Source organism: Ignatzschineria sp. LJL83, assembly GCF_054871845.1.
Genome location: NZ_JBTXLY010000010.1, coordinates 1 through 20268, shown reverse-complemented (window position 1 = coordinate 20268; position 20268 = coordinate 1). Strand labels below are relative to the sequence as shown.

The window sequence follows — 20268 nt, the reverse complement described above, 5'->3', positions numbered from 1 at the left end:
TGTCGCTGGGAAGAATGTTTGTGCATTTTTGTAGATCGCATGACAGCATTGACACATCGCAATTCTGGGCTCAAAGTCGTCATGAAATACCATCACAATAGCGTTATTTTAGATTTAATAACCCAAAGAAATCTCAAAGAATCCATATTGCTGGCACGGGATACATATAAGCATGCACACATTCGAACCAGCGATGATTCATCGCCTGTTTGGTCATTGAGCTTTTGTAAAATTGTTTTATGGCGATTATTATTTTTATATTTCAAATTTAGTTGAAATATTGAAATGATGATTGTACTTATGCTATTGTTCTCGGCAATATTCCTATTTATTTGAGGCAATCATGAATAACCAGCAAGCGGTCACGATTTTTGAAGCGCTCTCTTCAGAAGTGCGCTTAGATATCTTTAAATTACTTCTAAAATATGGCGAACAAGGCTTAGTTGCCGGCGATATTGCTGAAGCTTTAGAAATTCCTAATACGAATCTCTCTTTTCATCTGAAAGCGCTCTATCATGCCGGCGTTGTTGAAATGACGAAAGAAGGACGCTTTGTGCGCTATCACATTAAAACACCGGAAGTATTTTCTCTCATTAACTTCTTATTAGGTTCTTGCTGTCAGGAATCTGTCGGTTGTTGCGAAATTGATCCCGCAAAATTCCCTGCTTTAATGCAACTATTTTCGAAGTAATGAGGAGAACAGAATGATCTTAGCATTAGTGATTTTTATCATTACAATTACGCTCGTCATTTGGCAACCACGAGGTTTAGGCATTGGCTATAGTGCGGCTTTTGGGGCAATCGTTGCGCTTATTTGTGGCGTGATAGAATTTTCCGATATCGGCATTGTTTGGGGCATTATTTGGAATGCCGTATTAACTTTTATTGCCATTATCATTATCAGCCTTTTATTAGATGAAGCCGGATTTTTCAAATGGGCGGCGCTCTATATTGCTTATCTTGGGCGAGGAAGCGGAAAGCGATTATTCTTCTATATGATCATGCTCGGCGCACTGATTGCAGCATTTTTTGCGAACGATGGCGCAGCGCTGATCCTCACGCCGATTGTGATGGCGATTTTGATTCAATTAGGCGCCAGTAGAGCTTCTACGCTTGCCTTTGTTATGGGCGCAGGTTTCATCGCCGATACAGCAAGCTTGCCATTAACGGTATCGAATTTGGTGAATATCGTTTCGGCAGATTATTATCAGATCTCTTTCGGACAATATGCATCCGTGATGATTCCGGTGAATCTGATTTCGATTGTGATGACGCTTTTTGTGCTCTATATCTATTACCGCAAAGATTTGGCATTTACCTATGATGCCGATAAAATTTTCGAAGGCGGAACGCCAAAAATTGCTATGAAAAATGCGATTGTTGATCGTCGGACTTTTATCACAGGTTGGTGGATTTTAGGGCTATTACTGCTCGGATTTTTTATCTCCGATATGATTCATCTTCCCATTAGTGCCATTGCCGGTATCGGCGCTTTTGTGCTCCTTCTTTCGGCCAAACGTGGCAAAGTGATTAACGTGAAAAAGGTGGTGATGTCAGCGCCTTGGCAAATCGTGATCTTTGCGCTCGGCATGTATTTAGTGGTATTTGGTTTAAGAAATGCCGGCATTATGGATTATTTAGTCATAATCTTGAATAAGCTTGCAGATCAAGGCATTTGGAGCGCAACCATCGTCACAGGATTTATCTCCGCCGGACTCTCTTCCATTATGAATAATCTGCCAACGGTGTTGATCGGCGTGTTATCGGTCGATAGCTCAACGGCAACAGGATTAGTCGAAGAAGCGATGGTTTATGCCAATGTTATCGGCAGTGATTTAGGACCAAAAATCACGCCCATCGGCAGTTTAGCAACGCTTCTATGGCTTCACGTTTTAGCGACAAAAAACATGAAAATCACATGGGGATATTACTTTAAAGTCGGAATCGTCCTCACATTGCCGGTATTGTTTGTGACATTAGTGGCGTTAGTGCTTCGATTAACGTTATTTTAAGAAGTTTATTCATAGGATATGAGTCTTTATTTTATCTAAATTAAAACATCGAAAAAGCGAATATCTCAATAGATATTCGCTTTTTTATATGAAATTTTAGTTGTAGGATATTCGCTATTATTGTTCACAAAGTTAGCCTTTAGGATTTAAAAGAAGCTAAAAAAATTATTAATGCGATAATTCTCTTTATATCCTATAGATGATGAATATACCTATGAATAACAGCAGGTTTTAACATCATTCTATGGAGGGCTATAAAAGTATTGGAATATTGATGATGAATAGAAAATTATTAACTGCAGAAGGCTATCAAACGTTACAAGATGAGCTAAATTATCTTTTACGGACGGAAAGACCCGAAATAACACGCATCGTTTCATGGGCAGCAAGCCTCGGAGATAGGTCTGAGAATGCAGATTAAATGAAAGAACCTCTATAAGTATACTATTTGTAAAAATATCCATTATTATCAATGTTAAATAAATAGTATTAATACTAAAATGTATACTATTTTAATAGAATGTATGGAGCTATATTTTTTGAAAGTTCACAAAAGCTAGGAATTATTTGAGAATTACTAAAAAGCGATTGTATAGGGCAAGAAACATAAAAATGATATGTCCGTCTTGTTCCTCCATCTAAAAGAAGAGCGTATGTATTGCACTGATATCGTCTTTATCCGCTGAATCAAGTAAACGTTTTAATTCATCAGGGCTGGTTGTTCTCACATTTTTCCCATAATAAGCCGTCATTTGCTCACGATCGAGATTATCAACTTGAGTCGTATTTTGTTTTAAAACAGATTTAACAGCACTTGATAAAGCGTTCAAACCTTGTTTGAAAATATTTGTCATGAAATTTCCCTCACAAAAAAGCCTACATTAGCGTTAATGTAGGCTTTTAGGTCACTCATGGGAAGGTACTGAGGTTCAAGGATTAGCGTCTATACCTAACACATCTTCTTGTACTTTATTTATCCTTTTAGTCTCATCTTCCTTTTTTTGTTTAGCTATAGTTTCCGCATTTTTATAATGTATATTCAAAACCTTCAGAACTAAGTAAGCGACCCTAATAAATAGTAATAATGAAAATGTTGTTGCGCCGCCCCAGATCGAATAGATAATAATATCTCTTTTCTCCAAAAAGAAAAAAATAATGTTGAGCACACACATACAAAAACAAGCCCAAGTTGCCAATGAAATATAACCAATGAGAGTTGTCATTAATCCTTCTTCGATTAGTATCGTGACTACTTTAGACTTAAAACTCAACAAGATAGTTTTGGTTGTTGCTAAAAATCCTAATAAAATACCAAATAATGATAATGAAGCAGAAAAAAGCTCATTTTTTTCAGGAATTTTAATAATATCTAATACTGAAGGGTAATAAAAATAAATAGCACAAATAACACTAATTAGAATAAGTGTTATGTAATAAGGTGCAAATCTTTCATAATTCTTCAGTTCAGTTATCACTTTATTTCACCCTCTTTTATCCAAGACTGATACGCTCTTATTGTTGCATTTTTTCTACTAGTTGTATCATACAGACCGCTGATATCCGTTTCGACTTCTTCCTCTTTTACCAACCTAGCCTTAACCAGATCTAAAAGTTCAATTGATTTGTCTTCATTCAAAACACTTACTTTGAAAGTATCAATTCCACTACCATCTGTTTTCAAAAGACCTTTAAACTTATTATAAGTCTTTTCCGCAGCACTACTAATTTTCCCTTTTCGCTGGCTGGAAGAGATTTCAAATTTAAATTTGTCATCTCTATCACAATAAGCATTAAGGGTATTAGTAATATCTTTGTTCTTATTTGTAATTTTCGACCTGTTAATATTGAGTTCTATTTTGGTTAGTACATTTTTACCCTTTTCTAGCTTATCTAACACATTGCTTTTTAAAACAGGAGTGAAATCTATATCTAAAAACTTTTCAGCATTTTTTGTATAGTATTTCTGTAAATACTCTTGGATTTGAGAGATTCTTGGACCTGTATGGTTATACTGGACTATAACAATATTTTTATTCGGATCATAGAGTAGGCCTGTGTCATAGCAAAATTGTTCACCTATTTTATTATTTAAATTTATTGATGACATTTTGGTTTGTCGACTTCCACGACCTAAGCCATTAGTTAAAGTTAAAAAACTAAACTCTACATACCATAGCTCCGCAGACTGATGTGTAATTTTTTCTATATATTCAAATCTAAAATTTTTACGCTTAATTAAGAGAGTATTATCCTCTATGGGTAAGTTTTTGTTGCTATACATACTTTCAAATACATTTTTTAAATTCCCTCGATACGACCCAATAACATCAAATGCATGTATTTTGATTTTTCTAACCATTTTAAGCTATCCCACAATGAAAAATATATTTAATGTAGGATAGCTTATACTTTTTCTGACCTAAAAAATAGATTTTATACATTAATTCTATAAATCTAATAATATATTCATGGGGAAGTGCTTTAATTGTGCAACTAGTGTTTTTTGGCTTGGATTGAGCAGAATAAAACCATTCTCCATATCTGGTTGAGGACTTTCGATTCTCAGTATTCTATCAGTCGTAGGTTTAATCGGCGAAGTTTCAATAGACTATGCAACAATCTGTTTTCTTTGCTTTTACATATCCATCACTCCCATGATAATCCGATGGGGATAGGATCATTACTGAAGAGAAAATAGAGCTTTCAAGCTAAAAATAAATGTAAAAAACGCTATTGATTTAAACGTTCAATAGCGTTGCTCTAATCATAAATTTAAATTAATTGAGGTTATCATGAACTAACGTAGTGACTTTTCACTCCTTGTATCACAATATTTTAAAAGGAAAGTCTAATAGCTAAAGCGGCTAAAGTTACTAGTAGAATTGGGGTTGTTAAAATAATACCTACTTTAAAATAATATCCCCAAGTAATTTTTAAGTTCTTTTGAGATAGAACGTGAAGCCACAACAGTGTTGCTAAACTACCAATAGGCGTGATTTTAGGTCCTAAATCGCTACCGATGACATTTGCATAAACCATTGCTTCTTCAGTAAGACCTGTTGCACTACTTGCATCAATAGATAATACACCTACTAAAACCGTTGGCATATTATTCATAATAGATGATAAAACTGCTGTAAGAATGCCGGTACCAAAAATAGATGCCCATAGACCATTATCTGAAAAATCATTCAAGATATTAGCAATATAGGTTGTTAGACCTGCATTTCTTAAACCAAATACGACTAAATACATTCCCAAAGAAAATATGACTATTTGCCAAGGTGCCCCTTTTATAACGGTTCGAAGATTAATTTTTCTGCCTCTATAAGCGATTGCAGCTAATATCATGGCCGCTATCGATGCTATAACACTAATAGGGATATCTAAATAATCCGAAGTGAAAAAGCCTATTAATAAAAGAATTAAGACGATCCAGCCAGCTTTAAACGTCATCCTATCTACAATGGAATCTTTTGGCTTTTCAATACTAATCACGTTGTACGAGAACTTAGTATCTTTCCTAAAAAATAAATGTAAAACAATTAATGTGGTAATAACGGATACGATATTTACAGGCAACATGATAGAAGCATAGCGTGTAAAACTGATATCAAAATAATCAGCTGAAACGATATTCACTAAGTTTGAAACAATAAATGGAAGGCTTCCAGTATCTGCTATAAACCCTGCGGCCATCACAAAAGCGAGTGTCGATGCTCGACTAATCCCTAAAGATAAAAGCATAGCCATGACGATTGGTGTAATGATCAATGCTGCACCATCATTGGCAAAAAAAGCAGCAACCAAAGCACCTAATAAAATTAAGTAAGTAAATAGTTTACGGCTATTACCATTACCAAATTTTGCAATATGTAATGCGGCCCATTTAAAAAATCCAGCTTCATCTAAAATCAAACTAATGATTATTATTGCTATAAAGGTAATAGTCGCATTCCAAATAATACCCCAAACAATAGGGATATCATCAATATTTATTACCCCAAATATCAGTGCTAAAATAGCGCCTATTGAAGCACTCCAACCTATCCCTAAACCCCTAGGTTGCCAAATTACAAGCACCAAGGTAAATATGAATATGGTAATTGCTAATATCATAAATAAATTCCTAAAAGACGACAAGCTCCTATGAAAGGAGCCCATCTGAAATTAATAATTATAAAAAACCTTCTATTAATGGTAAGAAAGCTTACTTAAGCCTTCAATACCTGTAGGTTCTTCACTTTGTAAGCCGACAAGCGCTAAGTTATCTTTACGTTTAGATATCTCCTCAATCTCTGTTTTTTCTTTTAAAGCCCTTTCTATCAACAAGCCTGAGCGAGTAGGATGATTGACTAGTGTATTATTAATAATCCATCCCCATGGTTTAATTCCAGCTCTTCCTAAATCTTGTTCTAGATGTTCAGCTTCAGTAATTGGAGTAGTTTCAGCCAACGTTACAAGTATAATTTTCGTCTTATCCGAGTTTTGTATTTGCATCATAGGAGTTGTGACACCTTTACTTCCCATTTGCTTAATAACTTCATTATGATAAGCGCCTGTTGCATCTAACAACAATAATGTGTGTCCTGTTGGAGCTGTATCCATTACAACAATCTTTTTATTAGATTCTCTAATAATTCTAGAAAATGCCTGAAAGGTTGCAATTTCTTCAGTACATGGAGATCTTAAATCTTCTTCTAAAACAGCTCTTTCACTATCGCTTAGATTATCGCCATGACGCTTCATGACTTCCTGGCGATATCTTTCCGTTTCAGTTGCTGGATCAATACGGCTGATTGTTAAATTACTAAGATCTTCATTATTTAAAGTAGATGCTAGATGCGCAGCAGGATCAGAGGTAGAAAGGTGAACCTGTTTACCCATTTCGGCTAACTTAACAGCAATAGCGGCAGCCATTGTTGTTTTTCCGACACCTCCTTTCCCCATAAGCATTACCAGACCTGTGTCTTTTTCTGCTAGCTTCTCAACCATTGAAGCTAAATCAGGAATTTTAACGTTAACTTCTTCCGGAACCATTAATGTTTCGAAAGTAACGTTCACATTACTTAAAAGCAGCCTTAAGTTATCAATACCAACCAAATTAAATGATTTCAAAGAGATATAGTCAATTGGTAACTTTGAAAGATTCTCAGGCATATTCTTTAAAACTTGCTGTTCTCTTTGGTATATAGCAGAACCTAAATCATCTTTTTCAGCTTCTTCTTTAGGAAATAGGCCATTAACCACTAAGTATTGCTTATGAATTCCAAGAGAATAGAGTTCAGAAAAAGTCTTAGAAACCTCATTTATTGCGCTTTTTTGCGCACGGGTAACTAATACCATAGTAGTGAGGTTTTCATCAGATAAAGCATCAACCGCAGCTTTATACTTCTCCTTTTGTTTTTCTAGTCCTGCTAAAGGTCCTAAACAAGAAGCTCCTTCAGGTGAGGTTTCTAAAAAATCACTCCAAGCACCTGGTAATTGCAACATTCTAATAGTATGGCCTGTTGGAGCTGTATCAAAAACAATATGATCAAAATTTCTCTTAATCTCTGAGTTGGTCAATAATGCAGTGAATTCATCAAAGGCAGCTATTTCAGTAGTACATGCTCCTGACAGTTGTTCTTCTATACTTACAACAACATCTTCAGGAAGAGTTCCACGAATAGGATCTATAATCTTTTTACGATATGCTTCGGCCGCATCGTGAGGATTAATTTCAATCGCCGATAGGTTTGGAACTGATGTTATTTGTATAATGTGAGAACCAATATTTTGCCCAAAAACTTGAGCAATATTAGATGCAGGATCAGTACTAACTATAAGAACCTTTTTTCCCATATCAGCAAGAGTTACGGCTGTAGAGGATGCTATAGATGTTTTTCCTACCCCTCCTTTACCAGTAAAGAACAAAAAGGGAGATGCTTCTTTAATAAAGTTCATTTCACTACTCCTTTTTAAATATATCTATAAATTATAGGTATCTAAGCAATTCTTCTTCTGAAGGATAGCTTCCTGAAAACTCTACGATTCCATCAATAATGATAATCGGAAGAGCAACATTACCTTCAGATTCTAATAGATTTTTTACTAATTCATTTTCAGCAAATTTCATTGGCTCTTGACCCAAATTATATCGAGTCACTGAATATCCTTTTGTTTTTATATTTTCAACTATACCCGCCATTCTGATCAATTCATCATCTGGACTTACACCGCAAACACCTGTACTACAACATAAAACTGGATCAAAAATTTCTACTTTTTTCATAAAAAATCCTTATATGACAAATATTATTTAAAATAACTTAAATTACTTTTTCCCCATCTTCTTTATAAAAACTATCTGTTTGGGGTTGAGTTAGAATTTCTAAAACTTTCTCAGAAGGTCGGCACAAAGCAGTACCTTTAGCCGTAACAACAAAAGGTCTATTAATTAAAATAGGAGTCAAAAGCATTTGATCAATAACTTGATCTTCGCTCAAATCTTGTTCTTTCAGAGCCTCAAACTCACTAACATTTCTTCTTAAAGCGTCACTTGGCTTAAGACCTGCAGAACTAATTAAAGTTTGTAACTCTTGTTTTGAAGGTGGTGCTTTTAAATATTCAATAATTAGGGGCTCTATTCCTGCATTTCTAATGAGCCCTAAAACATTCCTTGATGTGCCACAATCAGGATTATGGTAAATAATGACTTCTTTTTCTTTCATTGTATAAATTCCATTTTTTACTTTTTCATATAATGACTATTCAACTAGTGTTGAAATATTGAATAATTCATTACAACAATTCAACTAGGGCTGAAGTATTGAGCCAATCTACAATTACTAACTACTAAACTTAACTTAGAATATTCTTGAGCTTAGGATGTTTATCTCGATGAGATAAACATTGATCAGGATTATTAAAACAACATTCATCTGTTAGAAATTCGACTAAATCTAACATTAAATCAATATTAGCTTTATAGCGTAAAAATCGTCCTTCTTGCTCTACATAAAGCATTTCAGCATGAACTAGAGACTTTAAGTGAAAGGATAAATTCGTATTAGGAATATCTAATAAAGTTGCGATTTCTCCTGCAACTAATCCTGAATCTCCATACTTAACTAATAAACGATATACATCTAGTCTAACCTCAGATGATAACGCTTCAAACATTTTTATAGCACTTTTCTTTTCCATATTTTGATATTACAACTTCTATTGAAATGATTCAAGAAATTTATTCCTAATGCCCCAAACAACACTCTTCTTTTAAAAAACTAATAATTTCATCAAGTTTAGAGTATTTAGGGATACATCTAATAATCCGCCCCTCTTTTTCTTGCTGAATAAGACCAACATTAACCATTCTAGATAAATGATGAGAAAGAGTGGAATTTGGGATATTTAGCTCTTGCTGTATTTCCCCCACTGTTGATCCTTCCATTCCCGACCTCACTAAATAACGAAAAATAGCTAGCCGATGAGTATTCCCGAGTTCAGCCAAACAACTCGCAACCGCTTCATGTTGGTTCATTTTTTGTAACCTTTTTAAGTTCTATTAACAAAACATTGTATCTATTATAAGTTGACAACTTTTATTTTGTTCTATAAATTATATTTCGATCTTTCTAGAAATATAGAAACTTATAATATAAGTAAAAAAGGAAATATACAATGACTCCAGAATTAAAAAGTGCTTTAGAGATGTTCATCTTCTTAGCATTAGAGCTTTCTATCCTATTTATAGGAATTAGTTTTATTATAAATTACTTACAGGAAAAATTTCCTGTATTAAAAAATGGATCACTTCTTAGCTCAGAGAAAAAAAGAAGTTATTTTGTTGCCGCTGCCATTGGAGCTATCACTCCTTTTTGTAGCTGTTCTACAATCCCGATGCTAAAAGGGATGTTAAAAGCAAAAGCGGGCTTTGGTCCTACTATGGTTTTTCTTTTCGTTTCACCTCTTTTAAACCCAATTATTCTAGGGCTACTACTTGTTACTTTTGGATTTAAATTAACTATCATTTATGCAACTTCGGCTCTATTGATCTCACTTTTTTCTGGATGGTTCTTGCATAAACTCAATTTTCAAAAATATATTATTCAAGATACCCTTACCCAAAAAACATCTTGTGAAACCTCATGCGAACCATCTTGTGAAGATATAGGAGTGGTTGAAAGTGATGGCTGTAACATGACAAATAGCTGTTGCGATGCAAATACAGCCCAAGATTCGTCCAAATCTTTGTTAAAAACAAGTTGGAAAAGCGCTTGGGAAGAGTACCGAAAACTCGCTGTATACTTGTTCATTGGGATAGCAATTGGCAGTCTAATTTATGGTTTTATCCCTACTGAATTTTTAGCTAAATATGCAGGGGATGATAATCCATTAGCAATTCCTTTTGCAGCAATAATTGGTATTCCTCTTTATGTAAGAGCTGAAACCGTAATTCCACTTGCTGCGGCACTATTAGCTAAGGGCGTTGGTTCTGGGACAGTACTAGCTCTTATTATAGGAAGTGCTGGGGCAAGTATTACTGAGTTAATTTTATTAAAATCAATATTCAAAACACCATTACTCATAGCTTTTACTACAGTAATTTTAACAATGGCTTTAATCGCAGGATACAGTACATATTTATTTTTACATTAAAGCATTAATGATTATATTTATGAAAATAAATCAATATTAATCAAGTGGATGGGTGGGTTTTAAGCTAAAGGTACCCATTTATACCGCTTGAGTTAATATAATTTTAAGAGAAGTGTTAATGAGGGTATTTAAGTATGCTTTTTGCTTAAATAATAAATAGACTGGTAGTGATTAAGTATGATTAGTTAATAGGCTACTTGAGTAACGATGCATATTTTACTCATTCCCTTGTTTATGATTATAGAGTAATAAGAGCTTAACCTTGCTTCATAGTTTAAACTGAACAATATTCTCATTTAATATAGGTAAAGATGAATTATGCTTAAAGTCATTTATACAAGTACAGACAAAAACCAATTGCTACAAGACTATTGGGCTATGAATGTAAAGGCCAAATTTGTATATTCTAAGAATGACTTATCAACTCAATTTAACATCTCTGTACATATGTTAGACGAAGCAGTAAAGAATCTAGGGCATGCGATCATTACAGACGCTTCTTTCTTTTGCTCTAAATGTAATCAGCCCCATCAATATTTCAGAAGAGGAGATTTAGATAATCTGATAACAGAAAATACAATGTGTTCAAATTGTATTTCTTCAGATATTGACCAGATAATTCTTGAAGAATATAGATCTCTTGCACCACATATTGAAACTTGCTATAAAATTTTAAAGAATAACCAAAAAAGGTTTAGATACCCTAATACGGCTGAATTGATAAATTCGCTCAGTTTATTAGAAATGGTTTTTTTGTATAATATTATCAATGAAGTAAATCCTGAAAATACCGGAGAGCTTGGATTTCGAGCGTTATCTAAATTTTTTTATAGTGAGCCTCAAGACAATATTGTTATTCAAAGTCTATTTCAGAAAGAAGTATTTTCGTACACTACTGATGAAACTCTTAACCAACGTTTACTGGATTTTTACTTTCTTTGTAATCAATATAAAAACAACGTATCTGATCCAAATATAGTACATATTTGCCAAAATCTTCCAGATCCTGTTATCTCTACTCTAAATTATGCTTTGTGGCAATATGACCTGATTTGGAAGCCTAATGACTATACCTTTAAAGAGTTTTCGGATTTATTACTTATAAAAATTAAGAACTATCAGGTTAAATTTACTGATCTTGAGCAAATATCGATATATTTAAAACAAAAAAGATACAGTGAAGTGTTATTTCTGACTGAAGTTGTTGAATATAATCATAAGATTAAAATAAAGAAGACTAATGCATTTGAAGAGAAGGCGAAAGAATTGTGCGAGCATTACAACATTCAAATGATCTATGGGTATTTTTTAGCTGCTATGAATCTAAGTTTGATTACATTGGATCATTATCCAGATATTAAGAGAAAAAAAATTATGAATTCAGTTTACTCTAACTGTCTCATGAGCAATAAAATCACTCATTTTTATGAGAGGAATATGCCTAGTAATTATAATTACTCTAGAAATATCTCATTTATAGAGGATCAGTGTGGATTAGGGAATATATGGCTAAAAACACCAGTAAATGAATTCATTTCTATCCTAATCAAAAAAATAAGATCATAAAATTAATGTTACAAAGCCACTAATAAAGAGGCTTTGTAACATTTTCTAAACCACCTATACAGTGGCATGCATTTTGTGAACTCTTGTAAGAATTTACTGGAACTTCTAAACCACCTATACAGTGGCATGCAATTAATTATATGAGAATTTATATGTAAAACCAATATGTTTAAAGAAAATTATTACAACAACCATATCTTTCTATATGAAAGTCAACTTATTGATTTCAAGTTGTCTTTTCTTTGTGAGAAAAATAAAGGTTAAAATACAGGTACGGTTGATTCAGGACTTAGTCCATACGAAGAAAAAGATAAATTAATACTGGGTTGATCTACCTTAATTTGTTCAATATAGAATCTTACGGTTTGCTCTGTGCTTGCGCTGTTAACGTATAAATAAGGTAATGTGATTTTTGGTGTTGACCAATGCTGATAGCCTTGTATTGCTTTCTCATATGTAATGCTTTCTTGTATTGCTTTATAAGTTGCCAGTCTCATGATTTTTTTACTAATCGCTAGTTCTCCATGAATACGTTTTCGTTTATAAATGGCATATCCATCAATATTGTTGGGTATTTCACGAATAGAGGTTATATGTATGTAGTCTAGCCAAGACTTTAAATATTGAGGTAAATTAATCTGTTCAAGTATCGACTTGGTTGGGGCAAAGACTCTTAGTTTACAACCCAATATTTGAATATTATGAATTGTATCTGATTGGTACTCAGGAAATGATACGCCTATATTAGTTTGACCATAAATATTTCTCGCTACCACTAATCTTAAGTGTAATTGATCATAAATTTTTGACCATAAGTGTCGCAGTGAAATATCTCTGTTATGTAACAAAGTTACCTCTATAAAATACTTCATATATTTAATTCCTTAAATTAAAATCTGTGAGATATAAGCTAGACCTTTTTTACCTAAATAAAAAGTTGAAACCCCAGCATTATCAATTAGATCTTGTAACTCTGTTGCTTTAGATTCCGATATATTTAAATTAATCGTTAGCTGCCCACTTGCTTTAGTTAACATAGAAATAACTTCTCCTACACCTTTTTTCTTAGACTTAGATAAATAGGGGTTTCCCCAAACAATTTTTTCTGGTCCAGTTGAAAATCGTTGCATAAAGTTTTTGGGGGTAAAACCATTATGAGAAATCCCTGTTAATCCACCTCTAGGAGCCCTTATTGATTTTGTGTCATACTGCTCGGATAATAGGTCTAGTTTTAAATATAAAGCAGAACAATATAGCGATAGCACTTGTATCTGATTATTTGATTCCTTTAATAAAAACTTGGGGTACCTACTAGATAACTTTTCAGCTGCTTGTTGAATTTCTGTATTTATTGAAGTACTAGTTTTTTTAATTTCTTCAAATCGTTGTAATATTTGTAGCGGATTAAGTATCGGTTCTATATGAGTTGAAATATGGTTATCGTTAATAAACTGTAATAGCTCGTCTATATTCATCCATAAAACACTCCAAAATTCCTTAGCATATACAGATTTTAACCATGGATCATCTACTTTAATCATTCCTGTAAATGAATTGCGATCTGTGTTACCTGTAATATTACGAATATATACAATCTCATTACTAATAATTGGCTGATCGATGATGTCGTTGTCTTTTAATATAGATTCAATTTCAGCGAAATAATAATTGGGCCTTAGCCTTGCTTGATACAATTTTCCTTGTTCACCAATTAAGCGATTTAATACCCCCATTACAGTATCTTTTGTAACTTTCCTTTGAATGTAATTGTTTGGTTTTTTTAATAAAGCCATAGATGAAATGAAAGAGCGGCCTTTAGTAGGTAATTTTTGATTATTAGAACCATCTAAGAATGAGTTTCTCCATGAAGCTTCATATTCAATAATGATTTTCATAACTCACCTTTTATTCTGCTTTAAAATACACGGCATAATCTTGCTGTGGTTCTGTATTAAATATGTAGGGGTTACGCTTGATACGCATCATTTTATTACTATCGTTGTAGTCTATGTCTAATGTTTCCACGTACATATAGCCTTGAGATTGCTGGATAACTAGGTCTTCAAGCATATTTAAAGTTTCTTTTACTAAAATATCTATCGATGTGTTATCCAATAATATTCCAGCTTCACCTTCATGATAAATCGTTCCTTGTCGAACATAATTAGGGTGGAAAGTTACTTTAGCTTTTCGAGTCGGATCTAAGCTTTGGATAACCTGTTGAATACGTTCAGCAACTTGAAATCCTTCTTCTTCATGAATAATCATTGAGGCTCGATCAAATTTTTTATCGAGGGAAATAAACTGTAATTTTTCAATATTAATGGAGCCATGGGCAATATATTCAGTATCCCCAAATGTTGTTTTTGAGAAAAAAGTATTACTGGCTACTTCATTACCATCTTTATCCATTTTTCTCTCTTTAGGCCCTGAACGCCCCATTTGTTCGAAATTACCATTATGTAGCTGATCTACAAAATCAGTGAGAAATAATGGGCTAGCTCGGTGGCATTGACTTTCTGTAACTGCATAGCCACGGATTAGGCCAGTAATTGATGCTAAGGTTTCTATTAAGTTATGCTTTTTTATATAATGGGCATCGTAAGCATGATCTCGAAATAAATGGTGACGAATACAGTTTTGGCTTATGTATAGGGGTGTTTCTTCGAAATTAATATCAGATGCTTTTTTAGGGTACTTATGGCCTGTTTCTAATTTAACTTTTCCCGATAAATTTGAATAACCTCGTAATTTAGGTAACGAGTGATTTTTAGTAGTAAAACCATTGTCTAGTATCAAAGGAGTAGGGCCATTCCAATTGACAACTCCATGGCCATAAGCAAGAATTCTAAAATCTACACTTTTTATACCCGTTATTTTAACCATATTATCTCTCCTTATCCTTAAGTTGAGTAGTATCGAAATATTTCATTATAATTTTCATAGAGGGGTCAGATCACAGATACTTAATGTTTGTGATTACCCAAACCTTTCTCCCATCTGGAGTGATAATTTCAATCTCATCATCTTCCTTTTTACCTAAACAAGCTTTAGCCATAGGAGAGTTTAATGAAATGTATTTGCTATTTTGATAAATTTCTTCATTTCCAACAATTCTAAAAGTTAACTCTTGACCATCTTCATCTTCTAAAGATATCCAAGCTCCAAAATATGCTTTTCCTTCTTGTTGAGGGTTATATTCAAATCTTTGTGCTACATCAAAAAGCTTAGTTAGAAATCTAATCCTATGATCTAATTGACGTAATTTTCGTTTATTTGCAGTATAATCAGCATTTTCTGATCGATCTCCAAGGCTTGCTGCCCATGTGACAATCTTGGTGGTTTCAGGTCTTTCTACACGCAGAATATGATCTAATTCTTTCTTTAAGGTGTCATAGCCTTCTGCTGTTAGTAATTTTCTAGTCATGATAAATATTCCAATGCCTTACGAAGAGCATCTAATGTTGCAACTTTAAAAACCAATTTTTCTTCTTCATTTAAAAGCGCACCAGATTCTGTAGGTGTTAGCTTCCATGCTTTTTGGAAATCTTTGGATAGTAAATGCTGTAGAGCTCTAGTTTCTAAATCTGTTAGTTTAAAGGAATTATTCAATTGTGTATCCCCCTTATGATCATAGATATCGATTCGTTGTTTAGGTGGAATTATTTCAGTGATCATTTGTGTAGCTTCTTTTAATTCAGAAGCTAGGATTCTTACTAATATCTGGTGTTTTGGATTCGTAATTTCAGAAATCCAATCATTATCTGATTTTGATAATTTCCTCAGGGAGTTATTAGGTGTATTACAATTGATGAAAGCTTGGATGAGAGCTCTATATTTTTCGCCAGTTTTGTTACGAATGCTTTGTGCTTTTGGTACACCCCGCTTATGTCCTAGTCGAGCAATAGTAGATACTGAAAAATCACTCAGACCTCGTTCTTTTTGTTCCTGACATATTTCATAAATTGCATCTAATGATTCTTGCATTTTGTTGGAAGAATCTTTTTTTAGAAATTCTAATAACTCTATTGGGCTCATTCTTATCCCTCAATTAACTGATGTGAAGCAGATAGTATTAGTTCAATATCTGATTGTGTAATACGTTCTGTATAATCCAACTCATTAAATTTTATCTTACAATCTATCACTCTCATTATTTGATCCCACGATTGCAGTCTAGACGATAACAATTTGAAAATTTCATTACCTGCAAATAATTGCTGGTCTTTAGTTAAAGTAAATATTTTTGGAACCATTTCATTAAACATTGCCATTTTATCTAATAGTTGAGTCCTAGGATAAATTGCTTTATCAGCATTACAAGAACGATAAATTACAGCATTACTACATACTTCTTGTAATTGTTGGAAGTGATGTACTTCCTCTACCTCAACTTTTATTTCGGTGTCTACAGATGTTACTAAGCTTAGCTTACTTTCTTTTTCTAATAATTGAGGCTGATTTATGATGCTTTGACAGCGACTAATATGAGCATAAGCTGATTGGATATCACATAACAACATATCAAGCTTTTTAGCTGCTGTTTCATATTCAGATTCGACATTCCTTAATTCAGTTTCGTTTTGATGTCGTTCATTTTTTTTCATAAACTTATCTTGTTTAAGATTAGCAGCATATTCTTCTTGATCTAATATGTATAAATAATCATTAATAGAATCTATTTTATTCTGTAATTTCGAGCAAATTATTGCTTGGTCATTAGATTCAAGTAATACTTCATTAGTAATAGCTAACAATCCACCCAAAAAAGCTGGGCCTGTAATAAAATGTCTGCATCTTAAACAGTTTTGTACGCCAAGATGACCATTTGGAGTTTGCATATATAATCTACTACCTTGTACGGGCTCACCTCCATCATTACATCTGGATGCTGCATACGGGCAAATTCCATAGTCTCTGAATACATAATTACCAGCAGGAACATCATTAGTTAAAGCCTGTAACATTTCATTATTACTGCCTACTAACTGATTTTTTAGCTCTTCAATTCTATTCTGCTCAATGGTTTCCTGAATAGCATTTGCTTGAGATTTCAAGGCTAGCTTTTCTCCTTCATTTAATCTTTTTCTAATTTCAGAATTTGAGATTTTACAGTAATAAATAGACATTATAATTGAGCTATGCCCAACGACCTTCATTACAATCTCAATCGGCATTCCCATTTCTACGACATAAGCAGTGATCAAACTGACTCTCATGCTATGCGGAGTGTATTTTGAGCTGTAAGTACTGAGACTTGCTAGATTACCATTTGATTCTGCCAACATTAAATTAGATGGCTGTATATTATATAAGGCAGCGGCCAGCCGAGGTGTTAATGCATTAGCGACAGTAGCTGGCTCAAAATCATCAAATCTACGAAATAAAAAGCAATTTATGCCTCGTGCTTTTAATTGCATGGCATTCATATTTGTTCTTTTACAATTAGACCATGAGCTTGGGCTTGAAATAGGGTTATATTTTTGTTGCCATTTTCTGAGTCTAACTAACCAATATGCCAGATCTTCTGGTATCCAAGGGATAGAGTATCCAGCCCCATTGTTATTAGTTTTATTGGTCGTTGTGTAGATGCCAATTTGATTATCTTGCATTCTGGAAATAAAAGATTGCTCTTTGGTCATTCCTGCAAAAGGAGATTTATTTTTAACCCAGATGATTTTTCCATGAGAATCAATATCTGCAATATATTCATCTGCTTCTCCTGAATCATTATAGGCAATTTGACGGCCTCTTAAGGGCACTTTTGTAAGAGCGTAAGTATGCATCCAATCCATTGGAAGCCATAGGAAAGTTTGTCCATCACTCACTTTATAAATGCAATCGGGGTCTTTTTTGTCTATTAATGAGGGATCAACCTTGATCCAATCAGCATCAAATTTTTGTAAATGCTTTAAATCTTGAAATGTTTTTGCTTCATCAGGAATAATCCACTCTTGCACCTTCTTTACGAAATGATACTGTAGACATGGCTTCGTAGTTTCAGATCTAGCATTAGCAGAAACAGGTTCTTCTTGTGTTAATAATAAAGAAAATGGATTCCTTGCATTGGCAATACGAGCGACTATTCCGGTTTCTTCATCTTCTTCAGTTAGATCTGTATTGATGATGTGATCAAGAAACTCATTGACTGAAACAAGAAATTTACGTTTCATGTGAGGAGTAGATAAGGTTTCAGCTAAATCACGAAATGGTTTGATATCAAATCGTTTTTGAGTGAGAAATTCATAAGGAGACTTACTTTTATCGAATGGCATGATAAATAGACGAACAAAGCGACATAAGTGGCTGATCTTTGTGCCGCCTCCCTTAGCTTTCAGCATGAATTTATCAATAGAATCAGCCCACATTGAATACTCTTTAGGTATAAAATTTGGTTTAAAAGGTTCTTCTTTGCCTAAAAAAGCGTACCAGTTTTCCCACTCATCTGAATACGCAGTTTGTGGATCAAAAGGAATAGAGGCATCATTAGTTTTTTCTACAAATGCTTTGTATGCCGTAGCATTTTTTAATTGAAAAGGTGCAATGAGTTGTTTAAGTGATTGATAGGAAATAAAATCAGGAATATCAAAAAAATCTCTATAGCTAACCCATTCGGGGAAAATCCTTTCAGGGTGAGCAGGTAATCCATATTTCCTATAGAACTTTCTATATAGAGCTGAATTTGTTAACCCTAGCTTTTTACATTCATTTTTTAACTCATCGTAATTTAATTCTTTTTTGATGATTACTTCTGACTTTTCCATTCTATTCCTCTTAAAGCCTCGGTTACTTCTTCTAATGTTGGTTTGATATATACTAAGCATGAAAGGGGGCTTTTATGATGCATCGCTTTTTGTATTGCAACTTGATCTAATCCTGCTTTTCTTGCTCTAAAACCATAAGCATGTCTATGACCATGCTCAGTAGTACCAAGTTCCTTTTTAACCGTTAATCCTATTTTTTCTACAGCTCGTTTATGTAATCTTTGAAAGTTTTTTATTGTTTCTGGCGCACCTGTTGAATTTGTGAAAGCAAAGGGATGTTTTTTAAGCTGTGCTGGCTCTACACGCTGAAATTTCAAATAATTTGTCCAAATGAGTAAGAATTCTGCCGCTTTCTGAGGAGGATTAAAAACCACTTCAAAATAACCCGATTTAGAAGTTAGTAGTGGATTTTTCCATCCTGAATATAGCCTTTCAGATCCTAAATATGTATTTCTAGGTTTATATTGAGTTGTTGCTAGTAAATATTCTTGTCTATTTTTAAACGCAGGGTCAGGAGCTTGACCTAGTGATGGATGGTAAACTCGAACTAGCGCTTCTTTAGGGTAATTGGGATTCAACGTGATATCAGAAACATAAATATGGAATACCTCGCTTTTTCTTAGACCACCGTAATTCAATAGCATTGCAATTGCTTGTGATTTGTAATCAGGCGTTCCATCTCTTTTAAGAAATCCTAAATATAGCAATCGCTCTAAATGTTCTTCCGGAAAGCGAACCGCAAATTCGGTTGCAACTATATTTTCATTAAAGCCATCAATCATGCGGACTTTTTTATTTCGTTCACTTTGCTCATATCGATTCGATAAGTGATTTAAGAAAACATTGGATTGCTTATGGTAGTAAGCGCACCAGTTTAATCGCTCTTCGTAGCTAGTAGCCTTCCGAAATGGATTGACTCTTTCAGTTTGATAATCATCTTGAAGAGCTAAATAATCAGTGTAATGAGTGATATGAAATAGAAGATTATTAGCATCTCTCAGTGTACGTGGTCGCCAATACAGTTCTAAAGGATCAGTGAATGTATCTGGATCGATTGATCCTACAATTAAAGTTTCAGTAAAAGACTTTAATGCATCCGTTGCTTTAGTAATGTTAGGAACAGCATTTAAATAGGCAGATTCAAATACGAAGTGCGACAAGTACGTTTTTGACCAAATACTCATAAGGTGTTAAATATCCTAACACCTTTCGAGGTCTATTATTTAGTAGATCTTCCACATATTGAACTGCTTGCGGATCAAGGTTATCTAAACGTTGATTTT

At 33.7% G+C, this 20268-nt stretch carries 20 protein-coding genes and 1 pseudogene; 5 read left to right on the top strand and 16 right to left on the bottom strand.

Going from position 1 to position 20268, the window contains the following annotated elements:
• The first annotated feature begins 343 nt into the window (after nt 1-343).
• From ACYSN2_RS07540 to greB (ACYSN2_RS07530), 3 genes and pseudogenes are all read left to right on the top strand, one after another.
• On the top strand, nt 344-691 hold the full coding sequence (locus ACYSN2_RS07540; protein WP_461749642.1) for an ArsR/SmtB family transcription factor: 348 nt from the start codon (nt 344-346) through the stop codon (nt 689-691).
• A gap of 13 nt (nt 692-704) precedes the next feature.
• Nucleotides 705-2012, top strand: coding sequence for an arsenic transporter (locus ACYSN2_RS07535; RefSeq protein WP_461749641.1), 1308 nt, complete (start codon nt 705-707; stop codon nt 2010-2012).
• 277 nt (nt 2013-2289) lie between these two features.
• Nucleotides 2290-2430, top strand: a pseudogene (gene greB, locus ACYSN2_RS07530) (transcription elongation factor GreB); the annotation flags it as partial.
• Nucleotides 2431-2650: 220 nt separating this feature from the next.
• Here greB (ACYSN2_RS07530) and ACYSN2_RS07525 read toward each other — a convergent pair.
• The 9 genes from ACYSN2_RS07525 to ACYSN2_RS07485 form a co-directional block, all read right to left on the bottom strand.
• Entirely contained in the window at nt 2651-2866 is a 216-nt protein-coding gene (locus ACYSN2_RS07525) for a hypothetical protein (RefSeq protein WP_461749640.1), read from the bottom strand.
• Between the two features lie 75 nt (nt 2867-2941).
• On the bottom strand, nt 2942-3487 hold the full coding sequence (locus ACYSN2_RS07520; RefSeq protein ID WP_461749639.1) for a hypothetical protein: 546 nt from the start codon (nt 3485-3487) through the stop codon (nt 2942-2944).
• Nucleotides 3484-4371 carry a DUF6731 family protein gene (locus ACYSN2_RS07515; protein WP_461749638.1) on the bottom strand — a complete coding sequence of 296 codons (888 nt, stop codon included), beginning with the start codon at nt 4369-4371 and terminating at the stop codon, nt 3484-3486. The genes ACYSN2_RS07520 and ACYSN2_RS07515 overlap by 4 nt, the downstream gene beginning before the upstream one ends.
• A gap of 476 nt (nt 4372-4847) precedes the next feature.
• Nucleotides 4848-6131, bottom strand: coding sequence for an arsenic transporter (locus ACYSN2_RS07510; RefSeq protein WP_461749637.1), 1284 nt, complete (start codon nt 6129-6131; stop codon nt 4848-4850).
• Nucleotides 6132-6206: 75 nt separating this feature from the next.
• Nucleotides 6207-7958 (bottom strand): arsenical pump-driving ATPase, encoded by a 1752-nt coding sequence (gene arsA / locus ACYSN2_RS07505; protein WP_461749636.1) that lies wholly within the window; start codon nt 7956-7958, stop codon nt 6207-6209.
• 31 nt (nt 7959-7989) lie between these two features.
• Nucleotides 7990-8286, bottom strand: coding sequence for an arsenite efflux transporter metallochaperone ArsD (gene arsD, locus ACYSN2_RS07500; RefSeq protein WP_461749635.1), 297 nt, complete (start codon nt 8284-8286; stop codon nt 7990-7992).
• Nucleotides 8287-8323: 37 nt separating this feature from the next.
• The gene (gene arsC, locus ACYSN2_RS07495; RefSeq protein ID WP_461749634.1) at nt 8324-8725 is read right to left on the bottom strand and encodes an arsenate reductase (glutaredoxin); all 402 of its coding nucleotides are present in this window, start codon (nt 8723-8725) and stop codon (nt 8324-8326) included.
• A gap of 130 nt (nt 8726-8855) precedes the next feature.
• Nucleotides 8856-9200: an ArsR/SmtB family transcription factor gene (locus tag ACYSN2_RS07490; RefSeq protein ID WP_461749633.1), complete on the bottom strand. Its 345-nt coding sequence runs from the start codon at nt 9198-9200 to the stop codon at nt 8856-8858.
• Nucleotides 9201-9246: 46 nt separating this feature from the next.
• Nucleotides 9247-9537, bottom strand: coding sequence for an ArsR/SmtB family transcription factor (locus ACYSN2_RS07485; RefSeq protein WP_461749632.1), 291 nt, complete (start codon nt 9535-9537; stop codon nt 9247-9249).
• Between the two features lie 140 nt (nt 9538-9677).
• Between ACYSN2_RS07485 and ACYSN2_RS07480 the strand changes: the two genes are divergently transcribed.
• Together ACYSN2_RS07480 and ACYSN2_RS07475 are read left to right on the top strand one after the other, a co-directional pair.
• The gene (locus tag ACYSN2_RS07480; RefSeq protein ID WP_461749631.1) at nt 9678-10655 is read left to right on the top strand and encodes a permease; all 978 of its coding nucleotides are present in this window, start codon (nt 9678-9680) and stop codon (nt 10653-10655) included.
• 318 nt (nt 10656-10973) lie between these two features.
• Nucleotides 10974-12221, top strand: coding sequence for a hypothetical protein (locus ACYSN2_RS07475; RefSeq protein WP_461749630.1), 1248 nt, complete (start codon nt 10974-10976; stop codon nt 12219-12221).
• Nucleotides 12222-12481: 260 nt separating this feature from the next.
• Here ACYSN2_RS07475 and cas6f read toward each other — a convergent pair whose 3' ends face one another.
• The 7 genes from cas6f to gmtY all read right to left on the bottom strand — a co-directional run bounded on the left by cas6f (nt 12482) and on the right by gmtY (nt 20169).
• A complete protein-coding gene (gene cas6f, locus ACYSN2_RS07470) occupies nt 12482-13093 on the bottom strand; it encodes a type I-F CRISPR-associated endoribonuclease Cas6/Csy4 (RefSeq protein WP_461749629.1) in 612 nt (203 codons plus the stop codon).
• Between the two features lie 12 nt (nt 13094-13105).
• Nucleotides 13106-14116 carry a type I-Fv CRISPR-associated protein Cas5fv gene (gene cas5fv, locus ACYSN2_RS07465; protein ID WP_461749628.1) on the bottom strand — a complete coding sequence of 337 codons (1011 nt, stop codon included), beginning with the start codon at nt 14114-14116 and terminating at the stop codon, nt 13106-13108.
• A gap of 10 nt (nt 14117-14126) precedes the next feature.
• A complete protein-coding gene (gene cas7fv / locus ACYSN2_RS07460) occupies nt 14127-15107 on the bottom strand; it encodes a type I-Fv CRISPR-associated protein Cas7fv (RefSeq protein ID WP_461749627.1) in 981 nt (326 codons plus the stop codon).
• A 70-nt stretch (nt 15108-15177) separates the two neighbouring features.
• Entirely contained in the window at nt 15178-15648 is a 471-nt protein-coding gene (gene greB, locus ACYSN2_RS07455; RefSeq protein ID WP_461749626.1) for a transcription elongation factor GreB, read from the bottom strand.
• Nucleotides 15645-16259: a gamma-mobile-trio protein GmtX gene (gene gmtX / locus ACYSN2_RS07450; protein ID WP_461749625.1), complete on the bottom strand. Its 615-nt coding sequence runs from the start codon at nt 16257-16259 to the stop codon at nt 15645-15647. The genes greB (ACYSN2_RS07455) and gmtX overlap by 4 nt, the downstream gene beginning before the upstream one ends.
• Before the next feature lie 2 nt (nt 16260-16261).
• On the bottom strand, nt 16262-18985 hold the full coding sequence (gene gmtZ / locus ACYSN2_RS07445; RefSeq protein ID WP_461749624.1) for a gamma-mobile-trio integrase GmtZ: 2724 nt from the start codon (nt 18983-18985) through the stop codon (nt 16262-16264).
• On the bottom strand, nt 18967-20169 hold the full coding sequence (gene gmtY, locus ACYSN2_RS07440; RefSeq protein ID WP_461749623.1) for a gamma-mobile-trio recombinase GmtY: 1203 nt from the start codon (nt 20167-20169) through the stop codon (nt 18967-18969). The genes gmtZ and gmtY overlap by 19 nt, the downstream gene beginning before the upstream one ends.
• Nucleotides 20170-20268: the final 99 nt, after the last annotated feature.

What these genes read in the sequence shown, in the direction of transcription:
- ACYSN2_RS07540 (WP_461749642.1), top strand. Translation starts at nt 344, where the DNA reads ATGAATAACCAGCAAGCGGTCACGATTTTTGAAGCGCTCTCTTCAGAA.
- ACYSN2_RS07535 (WP_461749641.1), top strand. Translation starts at nt 705, where the DNA reads ATGATCTTAGCATTAGTGATTTTTATCATTACAATTACGCTCGTCATT.
- ACYSN2_RS07525 (WP_461749640.1), bottom strand. Translation starts at nt 2,866, where the DNA reads ATGACAAATATTTTCAAACAAGGTTTGAACGCTTTATCAAGTGCTGTT.
- ACYSN2_RS07515 (WP_461749638.1), bottom strand. Translation starts at nt 4,371, where the DNA reads ATGGTTAGAAAAATCAAAATACATGCATTTGATGTTATTGGGTCGTAT.
- ACYSN2_RS07510 (WP_461749637.1), bottom strand. Translation starts at nt 6,131, where the DNA reads ATGATATTAGCAATTACCATATTCATATTTACCTTGGTGCTTGTAATT.
- arsA (WP_461749636.1), bottom strand. Translation starts at nt 7,958, where the DNA reads ATGAACTTTATTAAAGAAGCATCTCCCTTTTTGTTCTTTACTGGTAAA.
- arsD (WP_461749635.1), bottom strand. Translation starts at nt 8,286, where the DNA reads ATGAAAAAAGTAGAAATTTTTGATCCAGTTTTATGTTGTAGTACAGGT.
- arsC (WP_461749634.1), bottom strand. Translation starts at nt 8,725, where the DNA reads ATGAAAGAAAAAGAAGTCATTATTTACCATAATCCTGATTGTGGCACA.
- ACYSN2_RS07490 (WP_461749633.1), bottom strand. Translation starts at nt 9,200, where the DNA reads ATGGAAAAGAAAAGTGCTATAAAAATGTTTGAAGCGTTATCATCTGAG.
- ACYSN2_RS07485 (WP_461749632.1), bottom strand. Translation starts at nt 9,537, where the DNA reads ATGAACCAACATGAAGCGGTTGCGAGTTGTTTGGCTGAACTCGGGAAT.
- ACYSN2_RS07480 (WP_461749631.1), top strand. Translation starts at nt 9,678, where the DNA reads ATGACTCCAGAATTAAAAAGTGCTTTAGAGATGTTCATCTTCTTAGCA.
- ACYSN2_RS07475 (WP_461749630.1), top strand. Translation starts at nt 10,974, where the DNA reads ATGCTTAAAGTCATTTATACAAGTACAGACAAAAACCAATTGCTACAA.
- cas6f (WP_461749629.1), bottom strand. Translation starts at nt 13,093, where the DNA reads ATGAAGTATTTTATAGAGGTAACTTTGTTACATAACAGAGATATTTCA.
- cas5fv (WP_461749628.1), bottom strand. Translation starts at nt 14,116, where the DNA reads ATGAAAATCATTATTGAATATGAAGCTTCATGGAGAAACTCATTCTTA.
- cas7fv (WP_461749627.1), bottom strand. Translation starts at nt 15,107, where the DNA reads ATGGTTAAAATAACGGGTATAAAAAGTGTAGATTTTAGAATTCTTGCT.
- greB (WP_461749626.1), bottom strand. Translation starts at nt 15,648, where the DNA reads ATGACTAGAAAATTACTAACAGCAGAAGGCTATGACACCTTAAAGAAA.
- gmtX (WP_461749625.1), bottom strand. Translation starts at nt 16,259, where the DNA reads ATGAGCCCAATAGAGTTATTAGAATTTCTAAAAAAAGATTCTTCCAAC.
- gmtZ (WP_461749624.1), bottom strand. Translation starts at nt 18,985, where the DNA reads ATGGAAAAGTCAGAAGTAATCATCAAAAAAGAATTAAATTACGATGAG.
- gmtY (WP_461749623.1), bottom strand. Translation starts at nt 20,169, where the DNA reads ATGAGTATTTGGTCAAAAACGTACTTGTCGCACTTCGTATTTGAATCT.